This window comes from Rhizobium sp. WYJ-E13 (assembly GCF_018987265.1).
Lineage (GTDB): Bacteria > Pseudomonadota > Alphaproteobacteria > Rhizobiales > Rhizobiaceae > Rhizobium.
The window spans coordinates 30,987-49,831 of record NZ_CP076855.1 but is presented as its reverse complement, the minus strand read 5'-3'; the positions used below and the strand labels follow the sequence as shown (position 1 = coordinate 49,831).

Below are 18,845 nucleotides of genomic sequence, written 5' to 3'. Positions count from 1 at the left end.
CTTTTTGGTTCGGTTGAGCAAAGCCCGAGGGTCCGTTCATCCGGTGCTGTCCCTCGGGTGCGGTCGACACGAACCGGGCAAGCGGCCCGGCCCAAGGCCAGGACGATGCGGACAAGCGAGGTGGGGTTGCGGGGGCCGCGGACCGCAACGCGGTCTGCGGAAAACGCGGCCACGCCTTGCGCAGCACGCGTCGGGACTGCCGCCCTACGGCGCGGAACGCGGCCTTTGACCGGGCTGCGACCGGTTCAGACCGCAGCAAAACCGAGGGACGGCGCGCGATGAAGCGCATGGATAGTGCTCGGCCGAACCGAAAACGACCCCGATCATGGCCTGACGGTCGCCGACCGAAAAGCGATCCCGCCATCGTTGCGCGATGACGGGTGACCGGTTAGCGCCCGACTGTCACTCGCTCCAGCCAACAAAGCTCGACGGACCGTCGTACGGCAGGTCTTCGTCTTCGTCGATCACGAAGCCGTGCAGCCTCATGTCGTAACGCTCTTCTGCGACCAGGAAGCGGCGCTCGACCGGCCCCTGCCCGGCATTGGCGCCAGGGTTGCTGGGCCGCCGGCCGCCAAGGGTTGCGATACACTCGATGTATCCGGGGTGCTGGTTCGACAGGATCGCCGATATGACCACCCACCGATCGCCATTGTCGGCATCGAACCGTTGACGGTCCCTGGCACGGGACTGGCCTGGCTGAAGGGACGTGTTGTGGAGCGCTTCCCAGGCGTCGGGGTAGATGTGACGGAGCACCTCGTCTGCCCGGCGCCTCTCTAGGTCTGTGAAGAGATCCGGAAAGGTGATAGCGACAGCCGCCCAGGCACAATCTTCCTCGTAAAACCCGTCCTTGGTCCGCAACGACGCCGGGATTGCGGCATTGCGCTCCGCCGAGAGGGCAAAGCCACCGTGGCTCGCCGTCTGATGAGAGACGATCCCGACGCCATAGGCGACGGCAATGTGCGAGGGACCCCAAGGTGTGACAACCCGCGGCTGGATCGATCGCCGGCCGAGACCTGCCAGCTGCCGGCAATGGGTTGCCCACTCCTCGACGAGCGCCCGAAACCTCTGCTCATCGACAGGCGCATTCCTGCCATCATGAAAATCGGCACTACACCAGTCTTCGATCGGGCCAGGAAGCCCCCAGGCTTTTACCAGGTGATAGCCGGTCTCGTGCGGGACCATGGCGAAGGCCTGTTCGCCGACCCGCGCAGCCAACCACCCGTCGCGGGTGCGGCCGTATCGTGCAGAAGAAAAAATGGACATTGTTTGCTCCCGTCCATGCAAAAAGAAAACAGAGCGCCGCCGGACGGGTGTCGGGCGGCGCTGAGGCGAGACAAGATTGGGTGCTGCTATTCAGTGGCCTCTCGAAAGTCGCTGTCGTTGGCGAACTCGGTCCGACCAACGTCCGGATCGGCATGATCGTCATCATCTTCGCCCTCCTCCACCAATGCGGCATCGGGTTCTGCAAAGGCGGCGGCAAAGGCCTGGACGTCATCGACAGCTGGGGCGATCAGAGCTGCCGGATGCACAAAACGGTTTTCGGAAAAATGCGCAACGAAGGCCGCACGCGTTTCCTTGAGTTTGCTGCCGATCGCAACGCCGGCCTCACCGGCTGCTGCCTCCAGCGCACCGCGCGACAGGCAGGACAGAAACTCCTCTGTCGCGGTATTGACCAGAAACTGATCGGCGCCGATCGCATCGCCAGCAATACGGGCGGCAATGCCGCTGTCGGACCGATTACGCCGGCAAGACATGACGTCGACGAGGAGCGAGCGGGCGACCTGCTGCAAAAGATCGCGATCGAAGGCCAGCCTGCCGTCTTCACCGATGAGGCGGGCGGCGTGCCTGCGGCAGTTGGCATGGCCGTAGGGGTTGTCAGACGAGCCGCTGGCGATCGACACGTTCGTGCCGGCGAAGGCAAGAATCAGGAGTGCCATCAGCGTGTCGTCCTCGATCGGTGCCTTGGCGAGCGCCTCATGCAGCGCGTCGGTGCGCAGGTCGCCGATTATGTCGAGACCCTTGTGGGTGACGTCGGGGCGGACCTTTGGGACATCGACGTCGTCCACCACGGTCTCTTCGCCGTCCTCGCCCTTGACCGTCTTGGTCTTCTTCTCGGGCAATCGATAGGCCACCGACTGCACCGACCCGTCGCGTGGATTGATGTACCAGCCGGTATTGTCGCCCTTGCCTGGCTTCCCGTAGACTTGGTTTGCCTTGGCCGGAAGCTTCGGCTGGCCCCAGTCGTTGACCTCGATCACCGATCCGCGTTTCGGCAGGTTGTTGGCAAGCCATTCCTGCTGGGCACCGAGGAAGGCTTCGACGTCCGTCGTATAGCGGCCATCCTGATCGGCCGGGGCGAAGAGGTCTTCCTGCCAGACGATACCATAGGCGGCTGCAAGCTCGTCGCCAAAGCTCGCATCCTTGGCGAGCATTCGGGTCTTGGTCAGGGCCCGGGCTATATCCCACCAGGACGCCTGCGGGTCCTGCTTCTTCGGCTTGTACTTCTTCCAGATCTCAGTCTGTTCGTCCTGGCTGGCGGCTGCGATCGTGCGCAATTGCTGTTCGTTCGGCATATCGCCACGCGCCATCTGATCGAGCATCGCCGGCAGGATATTGGCGAGCAGGCGCAGCTTGCGGATCTGGCGCACGGCGAGCGCCAGCGCCAGGGCGATCGATTCCTCGGTCCAGCCGAGCGCGACCAGACGCTCGATGGCGCGCCACTGGTCGACCGGGTTCAGCGGTTCGCGGGCGATGTTTTCGACAACCGAGCGAATGGCGCCGTCGGCCTGGCCCGCGTCATCAACGAGAACGAGGATCTCCGGGAGTTCCGCTTCGATCGCCTGGGCGACACGACGGTGGCCGGCCTCGATCACGAAGCCGTTGCCCCCGTTAGGTGCCACAGAGACAACAGGCGGCTGCACGATGCCGACCGCCCTGATCGAGGCGAGCAGCACGGCATCGGCCTGCGGCGAGGATTTCGAGCGACGGGCCTTGTTCGGGTTTTCCTGCAGGGCGCGCGGATCGATGGAAATCAGATGCATGGAAGTATCCTTTAAGGGTTTCGGGAACGGCCTCCTGCCGTGCCTTCTCGTCTTCATCCCGAAGACCCCTCCCCGGCCGCAGGCGGATGGCGCACCCGCAATTGCGAACGAGCGGTGCCGGTTTGCGCCCCAGCGGGTCGTTCGGCCTGCGTGATGGCGCGGGCCGGCATTGCGACGGTCGCGATTGAGGAAACCGGCGGGTGGGACAGCCGTCTGCGACCTGTTCTTCTCTTCCTCCCTTTCATCTCTTGAGCACCATCGCGCCGCACGGGATGCGGCCGAAGACATCGCCACGCTGACATGGCGCCGCCGCCTAATCACATGGGAAGGAAGCATGTCAGCGCGTTGTCGCCGCGCAGTATCGCCGGCACCGCCAAGGCAAGCGGGCGCAATGGCACAAGCAAACACAAGGAGCACCGACCTCTGCATGGTGCTGCAACTGCCTCGCGTCATCGTGGAGCCTTGCCTTGCCTTTAGGGCGGCGTATGCGAGCGCCCCAAAAAAGGAGCGTATCGGAGCTTTCAGCATAGCGCCGCGCCCACCGGCGCGGGAAAGCGGGAATTCGCGTCGCGGGTCTGGCGCAGCGGGGGCAGCCGCAGGAGCTTCAGCAGAGCGGTCCGAAGGAGAAACGGGACCGACTGCCCGGGCCAGAGCCGCTCCATCCAGGGCCTCGCCGGAATTGATCTTGAATGCACGGGCGGCACTCCCGCTTTTGCTGGCCGGTAGGCTGTCTGCCTGTTAAGTGGTGAGTGTCACGGTTTGAGACATGCGGGGGAGAATGGACCGGAGGAAAGAGATTGCCGACCGCGTCATCGCGCGGTGGAAGGAGCGTGGCTTCGCATTGGATGCCGACCCGCATTATATGCAGATCGTAGAGCTTTGGATCGCAGGCGAGATTGGCGGCGCCGAGATGCGAGAGCGCTATGCGCGGCTCCTGCGGCTGCGGGGTGACGAACGCGCGGGGCGCGTGCTTGCGCCGGGACTACAGCCTTCATCGAGCGGTCATGAGCTTCGGGCCGGGCCTGATGGACCGGACGAGAGTTTGCAACGGATGCATGAGGAACCGCCGGCAGGGTTTGCACCCCCGCTGGAAACGGATTGAAGGAGAAGACGATGGCGCGAAGACCACAAAACCCGCTCGATGCGGCTGAAGCCCTGTTCAAGCCGACAAAGAAGGCGGCTCCGCCGGCACCGGAGCGCCCGGCCGTGCCGGCGGGAAGGGAAACGGTTTCGATCCGCATCGATTCGGACGTTCTCGCCTTTTTCCAGGAGGACGGCCCGGGCTGGCAGGACCGCATCAATGCTGCCCTGCGCGGCGTCATGGACGCGGCCCGCTAGTCACGCCGCCGCGTGCGCGGTCTCGCCGACCTCGTCGGTGGCGGCGAGGTCTTTTTCGATGTCCTCCAGCTTACCGACTTTCAGCGCAAGCTCGGCCTCGAAGGGAAAGATGTCTCCGAGGGCTCCTCCCAGCCGGCGCGGAAGCCGTCGGCACCGGGACGCCGGAACATGCCGTTGGCAAGCTCGGAGGCGCCGAAGCCGGCAAAGCGGATCAGCCTTTCCTGCTGGTCGCGCCGCGCCGGCAGACCAGATCGTTCGATCTCCTTTGCCAGCAGGATCGCGGCGACATTGTCGCGGGCGCACGCCCGCCAGGTGTTGGCCAGCCGGCGCGCGCCGGTCAGGCGGAGGTCGCTCTTGCGCCGCTGAGCGGGTCTATTTTCGCGGGCCGCCGAAACAGGACCGGCGGGCACTGTCGCTGCCGCCGGGCGATGCGCATCATAGTCGCTGCGGGTGTGAGAAACGCTTGATGCGGCGATGTCGCCGGCAATATCGAATGTCGACGAAAGCGCGGTGTTTCCAAAGAGGTCAAGCGTGAAGGGATCGTCATGCGCCATGAGAGAGGCTCCCTGTTGGAAGGCGCGCGCAAACGACCCGGCGTGTGGGCGTCCGCGCGCGAAAAGTGAGATGGAGGGGTGTGGTGAACCTCAGTCGGCTTTTGCGGCTGGCAGGCAACGCAGCTGCACCGGCAGCTTGACGGCCATCTCCGGATCGGTCAGGCCATCGAACAGTTTTCCAGGCCTTGGCGCCGGAGGTGGAAAAGACCATGACCATCTGCCGGCCGCGGAACCAGTCCGGAAACCGGGTATCGCCGTAGGCCCGGAAATCCGGCCCTGTCGCGCTCCAGATATGGTCGAGCTTTTCTTGACGGGTCATCGCGCGATCGGCCCGGCTCTCACGCTCCAGGATCGCGGCACGCATGCCCTCGGGCGACCGGCGACCGGCGGCCGGCGGCCGGCGGCCGGCAGACTGTTTTGCCCATGGATGACGCTCCGCAAGATCGCAATAGCCGTGAAACCACCGTTGACGGCCGCCGATCCACAGGGTGAAGAAAACGCTGGTGATGCTCTCACCGATGAATTCGCGCATGGCGAACATGTCACCACGCCAGAAGAGTGGCGGCAGGATCGCGAACATCCGGTCGTGGTCGCGCTCGGCAACCTCGAACCACTCGCCGGCATAGTAAGCGCCGGCTATCCTGTTCTCGTCGAAGGGAGCCTGGGAATGGCGGTTGAATAACGCATACATCTGCTGGCGGCTGGCGACGCCTTCGAGGACCTTGCGGAAGGGCGGATGAAAGACGGAAAGCTCGGACATGGACGGTTCCTTTCGCGGATGATGGCGGCAGGGATGCCGATCGCCTTCCTGTCAGCCCTTTGATCACCCCTCCCCCACGGCCGCCTCGCGGGAACCGTGTCAGGGGCCGCCGTCCGGCGGGCGAAGCTTCACCCTTGACGCGGTCGCCCGCGCATGCGGCAGTTCTTCTTCCTCTCTTCTTTGCTCCTTCAGGACCTCGTTCCAGTCGATCGCGCGTGGTCTCAGCCGCAGAAAATCGCTTGCTGCGAGATCCGCGATCCGGCGCAAACGATCGGCATAGACTTCTCCCTGCGGATCGGCGTCGGTGGCAGCCACCAGCATTGCGCCGGCCGCGGCTGCGCGGATCGCCTCGTCTGTTGCCGCCGACCATCCACCCCCGGTGCTGCTATAAAGCGTGTCAGGCCTGATCTTTTCGATCGCCGCTAGGCTGAGGGCATCGATGGCTGCTTCCGTGATGCAGATGCGCGAGAACTGATGGGGTCCGAAACGGAACAGTGTCTTGGCACCGGCCGTGGAAAAACCACGCCATTGCGGCCCGCGCTCCTCCCAGCCAGAAAGACAGCCTGCGGTATCGCGATGGGCAAACCAGGCGCTGCCGCCAGGTCCCTGCCGGACAATGTCAGATCTGGCAACATGCGTGAGAAGCGTCGACGGCAGCATCCGCACGTCATGCAGATAGCGATAGGTCATTGACGCCAGTTCCATTGCCGGCCGCCGCGCCCATCGCTCAGTGACCACCGGCGTGTAAAGTCGCTGTGCCCTTCGATCCGGTTGCTGCCAAAGCTGCAGCCCGGCCAGACTAGCCACGAGCTCGACCGAGGCGCTGAACGGGATCTTCTTCAGAAGGCTTGCGAGCGCAAAGACGTCGCCCTTCTCTTCCGATAACGGATCGAACCAGCCGATGCCGCCATGAGTGACGATGATGATCTCACCGCCACGGCGGAATTTCAGGGCACGGCGACTGCTCTCCCGCTTGTCGAAATGAAAACCGGCCTCCACGAGCACTTCCACGCACGAGACCTTACTGCGGACCTCTTCTACCTTCTGTCTGTCCATATCGCTGCTCCTCTGCCCCTCTCACACCAAGAGGTCTTCCATCCCGCCGGCGCGAAGGCCGGCGGGTGCAAGGGCGCGATCGGAAACAAAACTCGGATCATGGTCGCGGCAAAGCTTCCCTTGCGGCCGCCCGGTCGCAAGCGCAACCCGCGGCAGGAACGCCCGCCCGGGGGAAGACCGGCGCAGCCGGGCTTCAGCATCGCCGACAGCCCGAGCATCAGGCGACGCGCGAAAGCCTTTGACCGGATCCGACCGTCATAGAAAAGTCGAGCTCCGCCATCGCGAAACAAGCAGAAGCTTTGCGCAGTATCTCATTGGCCTGCCGAAGCTAATCGAGCAACTGGGCCGAAGATCGCAGATCTTGAGAATGTGCTTCATAGCGAGGCCTGGCATGGGGTGAAGCGTCGCTTTCAGACAATGCCAGGGATAGGGCCGATAACTGCGATGGCAGTAGAGGCCTTGTCCACCGATGGAGACGTTCGAACGCGGCAGGACTTTTCCACCAAGTTGTGAACGGTCCCGGTCCAGCACTCGACCGGAGCGAAGGAACGACTTGGTCGAACGTCAAAGATGGGGCAACGAGACATCCGCAGGTGCTGATCATTGGCGCTATCGCTGTCATGCAATAGCCTCGCGCCGAGGAGCACAAACAGGCTTCCGCGTACCGTCACAATGCCCGTCGATTTTGGTGAACCAGCGGCGGTTCGCTTGGCGGACACGTGGGCAAGTTTTCGATCTGATACAAACCCAAATAGGTGTCTCGCGACAGGCGCAGCCGTCGCGTAACGCAAGCAGTGCCTAAATCTCCGGGACGATTCGGCTAACCCGTGGCTAAGGCAGAGAAAAACGAGTTGTTCAGGCTGGCACTGCCGTCCTCCTCCAGAAGGGCTTTGCCACCCGCCACCCAATTTGCCCTTTGAACGAGACCGTGCTGCGTGGCAACCTGAATATCGCGCAGCCGTCTCTGGAGGGGGCTTTCATCATAAATCGCCGCGCTTCCAGCGATCTCGAAACAAGTTCGAACAATGTCAAGCGTCTCGGCAGCAATTTGCACGAGTGTCTGTACGGTATTTCCAAGCGTCACCGGCTTTGCCGGAATATTGTTAGTGGCGTCCGACCAGTTCGAGTTTACTTGCAGGTTGAAAACAGCTTGCGCCGCTTTCAATCGACCATGGCACTTTCCGAGTTCATAGTCGATGAGGTCTCGTCGGCCCGGTGCGTCGCTCGACCGCTCACGCTGAAGTGCAACAACGTCTGCGACCGCTGCCTGTGCGATTCCGAGATGAACGGCCCCATGCCCCAGGGCAATCAGATGTGCAGGGTGACGATACAATGGTGCATCAACGGAAAGCTCGCCGGGTCCGAGCGTCATCACGAAAGCGTCGGCCACGAAAGCGTCGGTGATGGAGACATGATGGCTTCCGGTCCCGCGCAGGCCCAAAACCTTCCAAGTGTCCTCAATGGTATACCGGTCGGATCGAAGAAGCATTTGCTTCGTGGTCGGCTTTTCGTCGGCCCCCGGCTCGGCGTCTTTGAAGCCGGCGATGATCCAGTTTGCCGCAGTACATCCGCTTGCAAAAGGCCACCGGCCGCTGACATGCCAACCACCCGGCACGCGCCTCGCAATCCCTAATGCTTGAGCCGAGCCGGCGACTATTTGGTCTGCGCCATTGCTGTATATCTCACCGAGGGCGGATCTTGGCAGCCGGGGCAGTACCAGGCAAGCGCCACTATTGATCGCGGCAATCCAGCCGATCGAACCGTCGACGATGGAAATGCGCCTGATCAGCTCCAACGCGGTGGGAAATGCCAGTTCCAGCCCCCCAAACTGCCTGGGTGCAAGCATGCGGAACACGCCAATGGTTTCAAGTTGTTGAACGAGTGCGTTCGGCAACCGGCGCAGGGATTCCATCTCTGCCAGGTGGGGTCCGAACTTGACTCTCAGCTCGTCAACGCTTGGCATCTCGAACTCGAGGTCTATGGACTTGCTCTGGATATTCATGCCTGTCTCCTTGCGGGGATAACGTGCCCCCAGTTTTCACCAGCCTCAGGCCGACCGCGTAATAACACGTTGCTGCTTTCGTACGATTTCGACGATGGGTAATCAGCTACAAATGAAATCACTTGCTTGCGAGGGCGATGATGTGGCGTCGTCGGACGGCCCTGATCTCGCAAACAGGATGCCTTTAGGGCCGAGCTTAAGCTCACAATTTCAAACGTCCGATCTAGACCCCTATACTCCGGTACAATTTGACTTTCCTGCGAGCCTGATACCTTGGCTTCATCAATCTGACGGAGGTCAACCATGCTGAATCTTCTCACCGGTGCGCCGGGACTGTCGCCTTTGTTTGCGACGCGACATCATCCGGCGATTAGTTGCCTGATGACATCGACGGACCGGCTGAAGGCGCTTCTAGTGTTGTCAGCGCGGCTGACAATCCTTGCTGACAAAGCTCACCGAGAAAATAACCGTGGCCTCGAGGCGGCTCTCATCAGTAGTGCCGCGGAGATTCTGACCTCCTCCGGAAAGATTGCCGTCGCCACCAACGCTCCCGTATTTATTCACCGGCTAGCTCAGGCAATCGAGAATATTGAGATCGGCCTTGACGCCGACGGATCACTCATACCCCGACCCGCTTCCCACTGAACCTGCCTCGTTAGATACTGAGCGAGTGATCTTGTTCATAACGAACGGGCAGCGAGATCGTTAAGCCCGTATGGTCAGTCTCCTGTGCCCACGAAGCTACGGTCCTTCGACCGGCGGAGAGTTGATGACGGCGAGAGCCTGACACGGGTCTTTGTCAGGCTCGCAAATCGCTGTCATGTATCGGGTATCAGCGGCGCGACAGCGGATGCGGCGCGACGGGTTGTGGCGCTTCTTTTTTCGCCGGCGCTGTTGTCTTCAACAGGATTCCTCTTGCCGTATCCGCGATGATCAGCCAAGCGCCTGCAAGGATGGCGATGTCCTTAAGCACCAGTCGACCGGGACCCGATAGGTAGGGGAAACCATGTTCTGCATCGCCCAGCGCAGGTACCCAGGCTTCTGGGGTGGTGACGAGGAATGACAAAGTCACGAATGGCGTTGCAAACGCTAAAAGCGCACCGATCAGGCCTCCCCACCGAGTGAAAAACCCGGAAAGCGTCGTAAAGCCGATGATAAGTTCAACGATCCCCAGCCCCGTGGAAAAAGCATAGGTCCGGTTCGCCAACTGCCAATTGCGCTGTGCCTGGACAAGTTCTCCTTCTTTTGTAAGGTGACCCTTGTAATCTTGGGGGTCGGCATAAAAGAAAGACATGATCGGGCTGTTGGCGACGAAAGGCGTGATACTGTCGGCCTCGTAGGGAACGAACTTCAGAAGGCCGATCCAGATGAAGATAATGGCGATTGCAACTCTCATCGCCCCGATGCCCAGCCTGTTGGAACGGTCGTCGGCCAGAATGTGCAGGGCATTGTAGATAAGCGTGTTCACGGACGCATCCTCTTGTTGTGCTGGCGCGCAGCGGAAGTGCTTTTGGATGGGTTGTGGCGATCTCGCCGGACTGTGCGTTGTGCAGCAACGCGTTTGCCACCACTGATGTGGGCCGAGAAGGGCGCCTTTCTTTCGCGCCCTTCTCCACGGCTCAGGCGGCTTTTCCGAAGATCGCGGGAAAATCAATCTCGGTATCGAGCGCCCGGTTGACATAATTAGTGAACGTGTTGAGCGCGACGTGGGCGATGATTTCCAGAATTTCTGCATCGCTGTAACCGGCTGCGCGCACAATTTCGATTTCAGAAGGAGCAATGTCGCCGCGCTTTTCGGCGAGGGCCTTGGCGAAAGTCACTGCTGCCGCAGCCTTCGGATCGCTCGAGGTGCCAGCGCGATTGGCGATGATCTCATTCTCGTCCAGCTTGGCGAATTTGCTGGCGAAATAAGTATGTGCCGTGAGGCAATAGTCACAGCCGTTGATTTCGGCGAGCGCCAAGGCAATCCTATCGCGCGTTGCGGGCGTCAGTTGTCCCTTGCCAAGCGCCCCCTGAAACCCGACGAATCCACTGAGGACGGCTGGACTGTTGGAGATGATGCGAAAGATGTTGGGAACCGAGCCAAGCTGCTTTTCGACAGCTTGAAGCACCGGACGCGACTGCTCCGGAGCGTCCTCGATGGATGCTGGCGTTTTGATGTACGACATCGAATTTCTCCTAGTTAGGACCGACGATCTTGCCGTCGTGAAGAAGATGCGATCATTGGCGGTGTTTCTGAACCTCGAAGATACGCAAGAAACAATTGCGTAAACTGAAGCAATTGCTTGAGCGCGCCGCCAATCGAGGAAAGCGCCTCGCTCGGGATGTCCGTCGTCACCCCATCCCTCATCGTTTTCCGGCCAGCGAATCGAACGTCGAGTCCCAACGAGATCTCCAACATGGCGCAATGATGCCAATTGACTGCAGATGAAACTGGACCTGCCTGACCGCACATGCTCGGTTAACACGAGGCAGCCAAATCTTCCGGCAAGATTTCAAGCGCGACAGACAGTCGACCGCCTCGACGTATGAAGGACTTGAAGATTACTCGTGAATCGTTGGGAATTTGTCGATCTCCTGGTTCAGGCTGCGGCATTTACCGCCACGCTTGCAGGTGGCATGGGCGTGGCGTCGGCGAACGCAGATCCCTTGGAGATGGACGAATTTTATCGCTTGGCGCGCCGATGCGCACCGCAGTCGCTCCCTCATCCTGTTCGATCCGGTTCGTTCAAAAGTACGTCAGCGGTCTCAACCCTTTTTGACATGGACCGGATCGACCGTGATCCTTGATCCTTCAGGCGAGCTCGGTCCGATGGTGTCATGCGTCCGGCAGGCGATGGGGCATAAGGTTCATGAATTGTTGTTGGACAACGGAGCAGGTTTCAACGTGCTGGACTGGATCGACATCAAGGCCCCGATGGCAATCACGAATGTCTTTTCGGTGGCCGTCTGGATGGCGGGCGACGCGCCGGCCAACGCCAGCGCCCACAGCAGCTTCTTCACCTGTCGCGGCAAGGCCATGACAGCCTGTCTCCTCGCCCATATTCTCTGGGATAGGTATCTTGCGCCCGAACAAAAGACGCTGAGGCAGTTGCGGAACGGTCTCGCCAGACCGGAAAAGGAAATGCGCCAGATCCTGGCTGCGATCCATGCCACAAGCCACAGCTCTCTTGCGCGTGACTATGCCGGCCCCCTGATGGGAAACGTCGACGAGACCTTTTCGGGCATGTACGCCAATGCAGATGAGTCGAGCGCGTGGCTCGCCAACGGCGCCTTTGCCGCGCTTGTTTCCGGAAAAGGCTTTAGCTCATCGGAGATTCTGTCAGGAAAATGCTCAACTTTCCTGGAGATTTCGCTGAAGGCATTACAAACCACGCCGCCAGTTGGCCGCACCGTTATTGGAGCGCTTTTGAATGCTGCCTACGAGGCGGACGGCAGAAGCAAAGGCCCCATTCTTTATTTGCTCGATGAGGTCGCCCGGCTCGGACCAATGGAGATCATCGAGACGGCGCGTGACGCCGGACACAAATATGGCATTACCCTGCAACGTCTCTACCAGTCCGTCGGACAGCTTGAAAAACAATGGGAAAAGGAGGGCAAGCGGGAGTTGTATGACGGTGTCTCTCATCGCACCTACGCGGTGGTTCAGGATCTCGACACGGCTCGCGAACTGGAAAGTTTCGAGCAATGCGGCGTGGAACCGCTGTCCGAGGGCAGCAACAAGGCAACCTTCGGCAACGCCTTTTCGCTCGACAGCCTGCCGCGCGGCACACATATTAGAGATGGCAAGACCGCTCATTCGCAAGGACGAGCTGATGAACGACTGCCGCACCGACGAGGCCTTCATCGTCATTCGCGGAGCAAAGCCGCTCTGCTACGGTCGCGCGATCTATTTCCGCCGCCCCGAACCGGACCGCCAGGTCGCAGCCAACCGCTTCAGCCGGGCTCCCGCCAGCCAGGCCGACTCGCCACGGACCAACAAAGCTCTTCCCTGATCTCGCAGCGACAACGCGCATTCAGCGTGACGTTTGCGCCCATTCCTTGTCGTTTTCGAAGCGGGAACTCAGAATGAGACCTTACCAGGCTCCACTGAAACGCTGCTTGCTTGCATGTGCATTTGCCGTTGCTGGCGTCCTGTTCATCGTCATAATCGGCAGGGCGGGATCGAAACCGGTGCGTGTCGAGTTTCAAACCGCTCCGCTGACGATCGAGACGGCAGGGGGTGAGCGTTTTTCGTTCACGGTTGAAATCGCCCTCAGCCCCGCGCAACTGCAACGCGGTCTCATGTACCGTACCGGGTTGGCACCTGATCGCGGCATGCTCTTTGCGTTCGATCACCTGCAAACGGTACGAATGTGGATGAAAAACACGTTCATACCGCTCGACATGCTGTTCCTCGACGCCTCCGGCGTCATAATCAGCATCAAGACCAACGCCGTGCCATTTTCTCACCACATCATCGCGTCGCGTGCCCCCGCCAGATATGCCGTCGAACTAGCTGGCGGAACCGTGTCGCGACTTGGTATCACCGACGGAGACCGCGTCGACAGCCCCGCCATGCAGACGAGGGTCGCCGGGAGCAATTGAAGCCGTGGCCGCGCCATCGGCGCGTGTCGTGTTTTCGACAGCACGCTTTGAGGAGGACTTCGTTTGTGGACGCGCGACACCGGGCAGCAACGCCTGCCCGGTCCATTTACGCGCGAAGCGTTCAAGCGGCCATGCCCTACCGCATGGATCCAAGATGCTGTAGGGCACTCGCCACCCCGGCGCCGTAGGCCGGGTCGGCGAGTGAGCAATTGTCGATATGCCTCTGCTTGACCTCGAGACGGGCGTCTCCCATCGCCCGTGCGGTATTGTCAAACAGCACCTGCTGCTGTTGTGCGCTCATCATGCGGAATAGGTCTCCAGGCTGTTGGTAGTGATCGTCGTCCAAACGATGATCGTAGTGATCTGCCGGGCCGTCGACGGCAAGCGGCGGCTCGTTGAGATAGGGCTGATCCACCCACTCACCCTTCGTGTTCGGCCAATAGCTCGGAGTCCCACCCAGATTGCCGTCGATACGCATCGCGCCGTCGCGATGATAGCTGTGATACGGGCATTTGGGGGCGTTTACGGGGATCTGGTGATGATTGACGCCGAGCCGGTAGCGCGCGGCATCGCCATAGGAAAACAACCTTGCCTGCAACATCCTGTCAGGCGAAACGCTGATACCCGGAACAAGATTGGCGGGTGTGAAGGCTGCCTGTTCGATCTCCGCGAAAAAATTGTCAGGATTGCGGTTCAGCTCGACGACACCGACCTCGATTAACGGAAACTGCTTCTTTGACCATACCTTGGTCAGGTCGAAAGGATTAAACGGAAAGGCTTTGGCCTCGGTCTCGCTCATGACCTGGACGAAGAGCGTCCATTTCGGGAATGCACCCGATTCGATACTGTTGAACAGATCGCGCTGATGGGATTCTCGGTCGCGCCCGACAAGTGCCTCTGCCTGCTCGTCTGAGAGATTCTGGATACCCTGCTGCGTGCGGAAATGAAATTTGACCCAGGTGCGCTGATTATCGGTGTCGATAAAACTGAAGGTGTGGCTGCCGAATCCATGCATATGGCGAAAGCTCTTCGGTATGCCACGCTCACTCATGACGATCGTCACCTGGTGTAGTGCCTCAGGAAGTCCGGTCCAGAAATCCCAGTTGTTGTCTGCCGACCGCAAGCCGGTGCGCGGATCGCGCTTGATTGCATGGTTGAGATCAGGAAAACGCAGCGGATCACGGAAGAAGAAGACTGGCGTGTTATTGCCGACCACGTCCCAGTTGCCGTCCTCGGTGTAAAAACGCAGGGCAAATCCCCGGATGTCGCGCTCGGCGTCGGCTGCCCCCCGCTCGCCGGCAACGGTAGAAAATCGCGCGAGCATTGGCGTCGTCTTGCCGATCTCGGAAAAGATCTTTGCCTTGGTATAATGGGAAATGTCATGAGTGACCGTAAAGGTCCCATGGGCGCCGGCTCCTTTCGCATGCATGCGCCGTTCCGGGATCACCTCGCGGGAAAAATGGGCCAGCTTTTCCATCAGCCAGAGATCTTGCAACAGCGCCGGGCCGTGGGGACCCGCCGTCTGAATATTGACATTGTCGCTGACCGGCGCGCCATTGGCATAAGTCAGCAGTCGGTTTGGTTTTTCGTTCATCCTCTTGCTCCGCGCTTGGTTTCAGAAGAATTTTCCAGCGAGACCGGCGGCGATACGCCTGTCCCCGATGTCAGGCGGTCTCCACGCGATGTGTTGCTCGCATGGTCTTGCCGTCGCTGATATGCACTTATGTAACCTTTCCAACATGACGTTGGGGGCCAACAGAATAGCTGTCTGGATCACCGGCCTGCCAGCCGAGCTCCAACATAACCGACCGAGGAAAAACCGCTACAATCCTCACGCCTGATTGACCTTGCATTGCAGGTGGGATAAGCGGCTGCATTCATTTCAGCTGAAATAATTGACTATTTTGCTTTCGGCTTCGGTACCGGCGGCGGGCTTTCATTCACAAAACGGTGATGTTGCCCGCCTAAGCTTGGCTCGAACCCTTCCCATTGCGATCATTCAGCCTTGCTATCAGAAAACGAGAGCGTCAATGGCAGATATCCAAGACTGGTTGCGTTCCACGCGGACATTTTTCGTCGATACCGCAAGGGCCGTGGGGCCAGGGCGCCCTGGATCATCATGGTCGAAATGCATCATTCGGCAGGGTCGATCAGCACCAGCCAGGGCGTCGCACCCTATGCCGGTCGTCTGGAGGCCCTGCCGGCGACTCTGCCGGTTATCGAAAATGGGAAGCAACTAACGGCCAACAATGCAGGTTGACGCCCTCACATGCTGTATTGAACGGGCAGACGGCGTCCCAGACGCGTCAGGTGGCTCGCATGGTGGCCGAGGAGCGGATCGGCAAGCCAGGGACCGTCGGCGTTGCGTTGCCCTCCGTCATCCGCAATCCGATCAAGTCCTCTGCCGAGATCAGGGAGGAGGATCGGCGCGAGGTGATGCTGTTCCTTGCCGCCTTGGATAAAGAAAAACTGGCTGAATTCGCCGTCGCGCGATTTGTCGAACGCCAGGCGCCAAGCGCGCCGCGCCAACCCGCCGGTGGTCGGCGCTGGCGTCATGACGAGCTGGCAAGCGGGGGTGAGACATTTCCCCTCGCCGACCTGAGCACGGGGCGAAAGCAGGCGCAAGGCTCCAGAACCTCCGGAGTGGCCGAAACAAGCATGCTGATCGCAGACATTCTCGCGTCGCTTCCGCGCTCCGAGGCGGCTCACCCTTTCCGCTTCAGCTACGCCGCCCTGATTGTTGAAGCCCTCGCCACTGCATGTGGAGCCGACGTCGGCAGGGCAGCCGGTGCACTGGCCTACCTCAAGACCCATGGTCTCGACCTGGCATCGGTCACAGCTGGCGCGGCGACGTCGGCTGTGGCGGACGGCCGGATTGCTGTCGTTGTCCGATGAAGGGGCGAGGCCTTGGCAAAGCTTGATAGAGGAACGTCCGAGGACGCATCAATCGCGCAGCGGCGAAAGCAAACGCTCGCCGTCTATCTGCGCGCCGCCGATGCCTTCCGGCAAGGCGAGCGCGCTGAGGGTTGGACAGTAGCAGACACGCCTGCGATGCTGCAGCAGCAGGTTGGGGAAGCAGAGATCACGCCTGACATTTCTCAGACACGCGATTCCAGCGGCACGCAAGCATTGGCAAAGAGGGGATCGCAATCAATTGTCGACAGACGAAAGGCGAAGCTATTTCGCCGTACGGCAGGCACAAAAGCCCATGGATTGCTGCCGAGGCTGGAGTTCTGTCGGCTCACCATAATTGGGCTGAGAAGCTGCAAGCCTCGGCCGAACAGCATTTGCCGAGAGCGATCGCCAATCTGATGGAGGCCTGCAACAACCACTTGCGCAGCTTGGCGATGATGCCGCTTAACGACGAAACCTCGGATCAGCGAGCCGCAATGCTCGTCCGGCTTTCGCTGACGGTCGATAAGCTGTCGCTATGGCGGGAGTTCATCGGATCGCGGGGCCAATCGAAGCGGATGTTCGAAACACCCTCCCCTATACTTCCCGCGCACCCGAAGCGCGGCGGGAGGCGATGCAGAAACGGCCGCAAACCGGATACGAACGACACATGAAATCTGAAGCCTAAAGCAGGGCCGAGGCTACATTTGTAAGAAGGTAGCATTTGTAGGTGTGGCCGTAATCCCTTTAGATTTCAGCCTGAACGAAGGGAAAGCGGAGCGATGAGTAAATTGAAAGTTTGGTTTATCACCGGCGCCTCCCGCGGCCTTGGGAAAACTTGGGCACAGGCAGCCCTTGATCGTGGAGATAGCGTCGTAGCAGCCGTCCGCGATCTGGAAAGCGTCGCAGATCTGAAAGCGAAGCACGGCGAGCGTGTCCTCCCAGTCAAGCTCGACGTAACGAATGCTGCCGAAGCGGCCAACGCGGTTCAGAGCGCTCTTGACCATTTTGGGCGGATCGATGTGTTGATCAACAATGCTGGATATTGCCTCGCAGGTGCACTCGAAGAGGTGGACGAAGCAGACGCCCGCAAGTTGTTCGACACAAATCTGCTGGGTGCGCTCTGGACAACCAGAGCTGTTCTGCCAGCGATGCGCGCCCGGAAAGCGGGTCATGTTATCGCAGTTTCAAGCGTCAGTGGCCTTCTGGGCCAGCCGACTATCGGCCTTTACAATTCATCAAAGTGGGCCCTTGAGGGGATGATGGAGTCGTTGGCATTGGAAGTCTCGCATCTTGGTATCAAGGTCTCGATCCTCGAGCCCGTCATGTATGCCACGGACTTTTCCTCGGCGATCCGCTTCTCGACTCCGATTGAGGCCTACGAGGAGGCGAGAAGCAAACTATACGGATCACTGGGATCAGAGGTCCCAGGAGACCCGAGCTCTACGGTCGCGGACGTACTTGCGCTCGTTGACAATCGAGAACCTCCGCTGCGCTGCCTGCTTGGTGATAGTGCCTGGCGTTGGGTTGTTCGTGCCTACGGGGAGCGACTGGCTCGATGGGCGCGCTAGCACGCGAGGGCGAAATTGCATGTTGATGTATCGCTCGGAAACACACAGTCCGCGCCCCCAAATGAACAGGACATTGAGATTCGCGATCAGAGCGATTAGCTCGCAAGAACACTAGATCCACCACCGCCGGGCTGTCTGCCGCCTACCGCAAGCTCCGCCCCGGGCTCGCGCGGAAAAGCTGCAGGTAAGCGCAGGAGGGTTCGTTGCTAAACTGCAATTTCGGCGAGCAAAGCGGCGAGACTAAGTGACGCCCTGCCCTGTCCTGCTGCATACCGCATGAATGCGCGTTTGAGACATTGGGAACTGATTACGCGCGCATAGGAATTTGCCGGCAATGGGCTGGAGCGAAAGTTCAGCCTCGCGACGAGGGAGCATACATGATGGCTAGAATTGGCTATGTCGACGATTGTATATACACGGATATTCTGAAGGCCTCGCAAAAGGCCAATCTGCTGCGCGCCATCTTTAACGCGCCTATCTGGGCCGAGGCTTTCGTGAAAATCGTCGGCATTCAGATGTGCAACTTGGCACTGCCTGCGGCGGACAGGGAGCTTGTTCTTCTGAGAATGGCACAAAAGCACGGCGCACAATATGTGTGGGGCATGCACGAAGATCTGGCGCGCAACGCCGGATTGACAGAAGCCCAGATCGAGGCGCTGCAGAACGTTAAATTCCCGACTGATGTATTTTCCGACCGACAGCGGAGTATACTTGCACTGGTGGACGCAGTCGGGCTAACCCGAGTGCCCGAGGAGGCTGTCTTGGCGGTCAAGAGACATCTGGATGATCGTCAGATTGTCGAGCTGTTAGGTGTCATCGGCGCGGCATTCACCGTGGCCTGCATTACCGTCTCTCTCGACGTCGAGCTGGACCGGCTTCCGCCTGAAGCGCTGGCATCCTTTGTCGCGGCTGTGCAGCAAGAGCCGCAAGAGTAACGATGCCCCTGCGACAGGCACGAAGGATTTCGGCCGGCGACGTCCTGGCCGCGTTTTCCGGCTCGTACCTCCCTTTTCAATCCTTGTACCGCTCAACTTGGAAGGACAG

Annotated in this window: 17 protein-coding genes; 8 read left to right on the top strand and 9 right to left on the bottom strand. The window is 60.2% G+C overall.

The window, feature by feature from the left end; genetic code table 11:
- Positions 1-402 precede the first annotated feature (402 nt).
- Both KQ933_RS31635 and KQ933_RS31630 read right to left on the bottom strand, forming a co-directional pair.
- On the bottom strand, positions 403-1,263 hold the full coding sequence (locus KQ933_RS31635) for a hypothetical protein (protein ID WP_216761193.1): 861 nt from the start codon (positions 1,261-1,263) through the stop codon (positions 403-405).
- 86 nt (positions 1,264-1,349) lie between these two features.
- A complete protein-coding gene (locus tag KQ933_RS31630) occupies positions 1,350-3,041 on the bottom strand; it encodes a ParB N-terminal domain-containing protein (RefSeq protein ID WP_216761192.1) in 1,692 nt (563 codons plus the stop codon).
- A 778-nt stretch (positions 3,042-3,819) separates the two neighbouring features.
- Between KQ933_RS31630 and KQ933_RS31625 the strand changes: the two genes are divergently transcribed.
- A complete protein-coding gene (locus KQ933_RS31625; protein WP_216761191.1) occupies positions 3,820-4,143 on the top strand; it encodes a hypothetical protein in 324 nt (107 codons plus the stop codon).
- Positions 4,144-4,154: 11 nt separating this feature from the next.
- Positions 4,155-4,379, top strand: a complete 225-nt coding sequence (locus tag KQ933_RS31620) for a BrnA antitoxin family protein (protein ID WP_216761190.1) — start codon at positions 4,155-4,157, stop codon at positions 4,377-4,379.
- Between the two features lie 80 nt (positions 4,380-4,459).
- On the opposite strand, the gene KQ933_RS31615 is transcribed toward KQ933_RS31620, so the two are convergent.
- The 4 genes from KQ933_RS31615 to KQ933_RS31600 form a co-directional block, all read right to left on the bottom strand.
- Entirely contained in the window at positions 4,460-4,933 is a 474-nt protein-coding gene (locus KQ933_RS31615; RefSeq protein WP_216761189.1) for a hypothetical protein, read from the bottom strand.
- Complete coding sequence (locus KQ933_RS31610) at positions 4,923-5,693, bottom strand: DUF1419 domain-containing protein (RefSeq protein ID WP_367882559.1); 771 nt, start codon at positions 5,691-5,693, stop codon at positions 4,923-4,925. The genes KQ933_RS31615 and KQ933_RS31610 overlap by 11 nt, the downstream gene beginning before the upstream one ends.
- A gap of 99 nt (positions 5,694-5,792) precedes the next feature.
- The gene (locus KQ933_RS31605) at positions 5,793-6,749 is read right to left on the bottom strand and encodes a DUF3991 and TOPRIM domain-containing protein (protein WP_216761188.1); all 957 of its coding nucleotides are present in this window, start codon (positions 6,747-6,749) and stop codon (positions 5,793-5,795) included.
- A gap of 820 nt (positions 6,750-7,569) precedes the next feature.
- Positions 7,570-8,751, bottom strand: coding sequence for an acyl-CoA dehydrogenase family protein (locus tag KQ933_RS31600; RefSeq protein ID WP_216761187.1), 1,182 nt, complete (start codon positions 8,749-8,751; stop codon positions 7,570-7,572).
- 303 nt (positions 8,752-9,054) lie between these two features.
- Here KQ933_RS31600 and KQ933_RS31595 point away from each other — a divergent pair, with 303 nt between their 5' ends.
- Entirely contained in the window at positions 9,055-9,396 is a 342-nt protein-coding gene (locus KQ933_RS31595; protein WP_216761186.1) for a hypothetical protein, read from the top strand.
- A 187-nt stretch (positions 9,397-9,583) separates the two neighbouring features.
- Here KQ933_RS31595 and rclC read toward each other — a convergent pair whose 3' ends face one another.
- Both rclC and KQ933_RS31585 read right to left on the bottom strand, forming a co-directional pair.
- The gene (gene rclC, locus KQ933_RS31590; protein WP_301925123.1) at positions 9,584-10,147 is read right to left on the bottom strand and encodes a reactive chlorine resistance membrane protein RclC; all 564 of its coding nucleotides are present in this window, start codon (positions 10,145-10,147) and stop codon (positions 9,584-9,586) included.
- 223 nt (positions 10,148-10,370) lie between these two features.
- Positions 10,371-10,919, bottom strand: a complete 549-nt coding sequence (locus KQ933_RS31585; protein WP_216761309.1) for a carboxymuconolactone decarboxylase family protein — start codon at positions 10,917-10,919, stop codon at positions 10,371-10,373.
- Between the two features lie 611 nt (positions 10,920-11,530).
- On the opposite strand from KQ933_RS31585, the gene KQ933_RS31580 reads away from it, so the two are divergent.
- On the top strand, positions 11,531-12,823 hold the full coding sequence (locus KQ933_RS31580) for a type IV secretory system conjugative DNA transfer family protein (RefSeq protein ID WP_216761185.1): 1,293 nt from the start codon (positions 11,531-11,533) through the stop codon (positions 12,821-12,823).
- Positions 12,820-13,338 (top strand): DUF192 domain-containing protein, encoded by a 519-nt coding sequence (locus KQ933_RS31575; protein ID WP_216761184.1) that lies wholly within the window; start codon positions 12,820-12,822, stop codon positions 13,336-13,338. The genes KQ933_RS31580 and KQ933_RS31575 overlap by 4 nt, the downstream gene beginning before the upstream one ends.
- A 136-nt stretch (positions 13,339-13,474) precedes the next feature.
- On the opposite strand, the gene KQ933_RS31570 is transcribed toward KQ933_RS31575, so the two are convergent.
- A complete protein-coding gene (locus KQ933_RS31570; RefSeq protein WP_216761183.1) occupies positions 13,475-14,932 on the bottom strand; it encodes a catalase in 1,458 nt (485 codons plus the stop codon).
- A gap of 725 nt (positions 14,933-15,657) precedes the next feature.
- On the opposite strand from KQ933_RS31570, the gene KQ933_RS31565 reads away from it, so the two are divergent.
- The 3 genes from KQ933_RS31565 to KQ933_RS31555 all read left to right on the top strand — a co-directional run bounded on the left by KQ933_RS31565 (position 15,658) and on the right by KQ933_RS31555 (position 18,736).
- A complete protein-coding gene (locus KQ933_RS31565; protein ID WP_216761182.1) occupies positions 15,658-16,233 on the top strand; it encodes a hypothetical protein in 576 nt (191 codons plus the stop codon).
- A gap of 779 nt (positions 16,234-17,012) precedes the next feature.
- Positions 17,013-17,801 carry an SDR family NAD(P)-dependent oxidoreductase gene (locus tag KQ933_RS31560; protein WP_216761181.1) on the top strand — a complete coding sequence of 263 codons (789 nt, stop codon included), beginning with the start codon at positions 17,013-17,015 and terminating at the stop codon, positions 17,799-17,801.
- A 377-nt stretch (positions 17,802-18,178) separates the two neighbouring features.
- Positions 18,179-18,736: a carboxymuconolactone decarboxylase family protein gene (locus KQ933_RS31555; RefSeq protein ID WP_216761180.1), complete on the top strand. Its 558-nt coding sequence runs from the start codon at positions 18,179-18,181 to the stop codon at positions 18,734-18,736.
- The last annotated feature ends 109 nt before the right edge of the window (positions 18,737-18,845 follow it).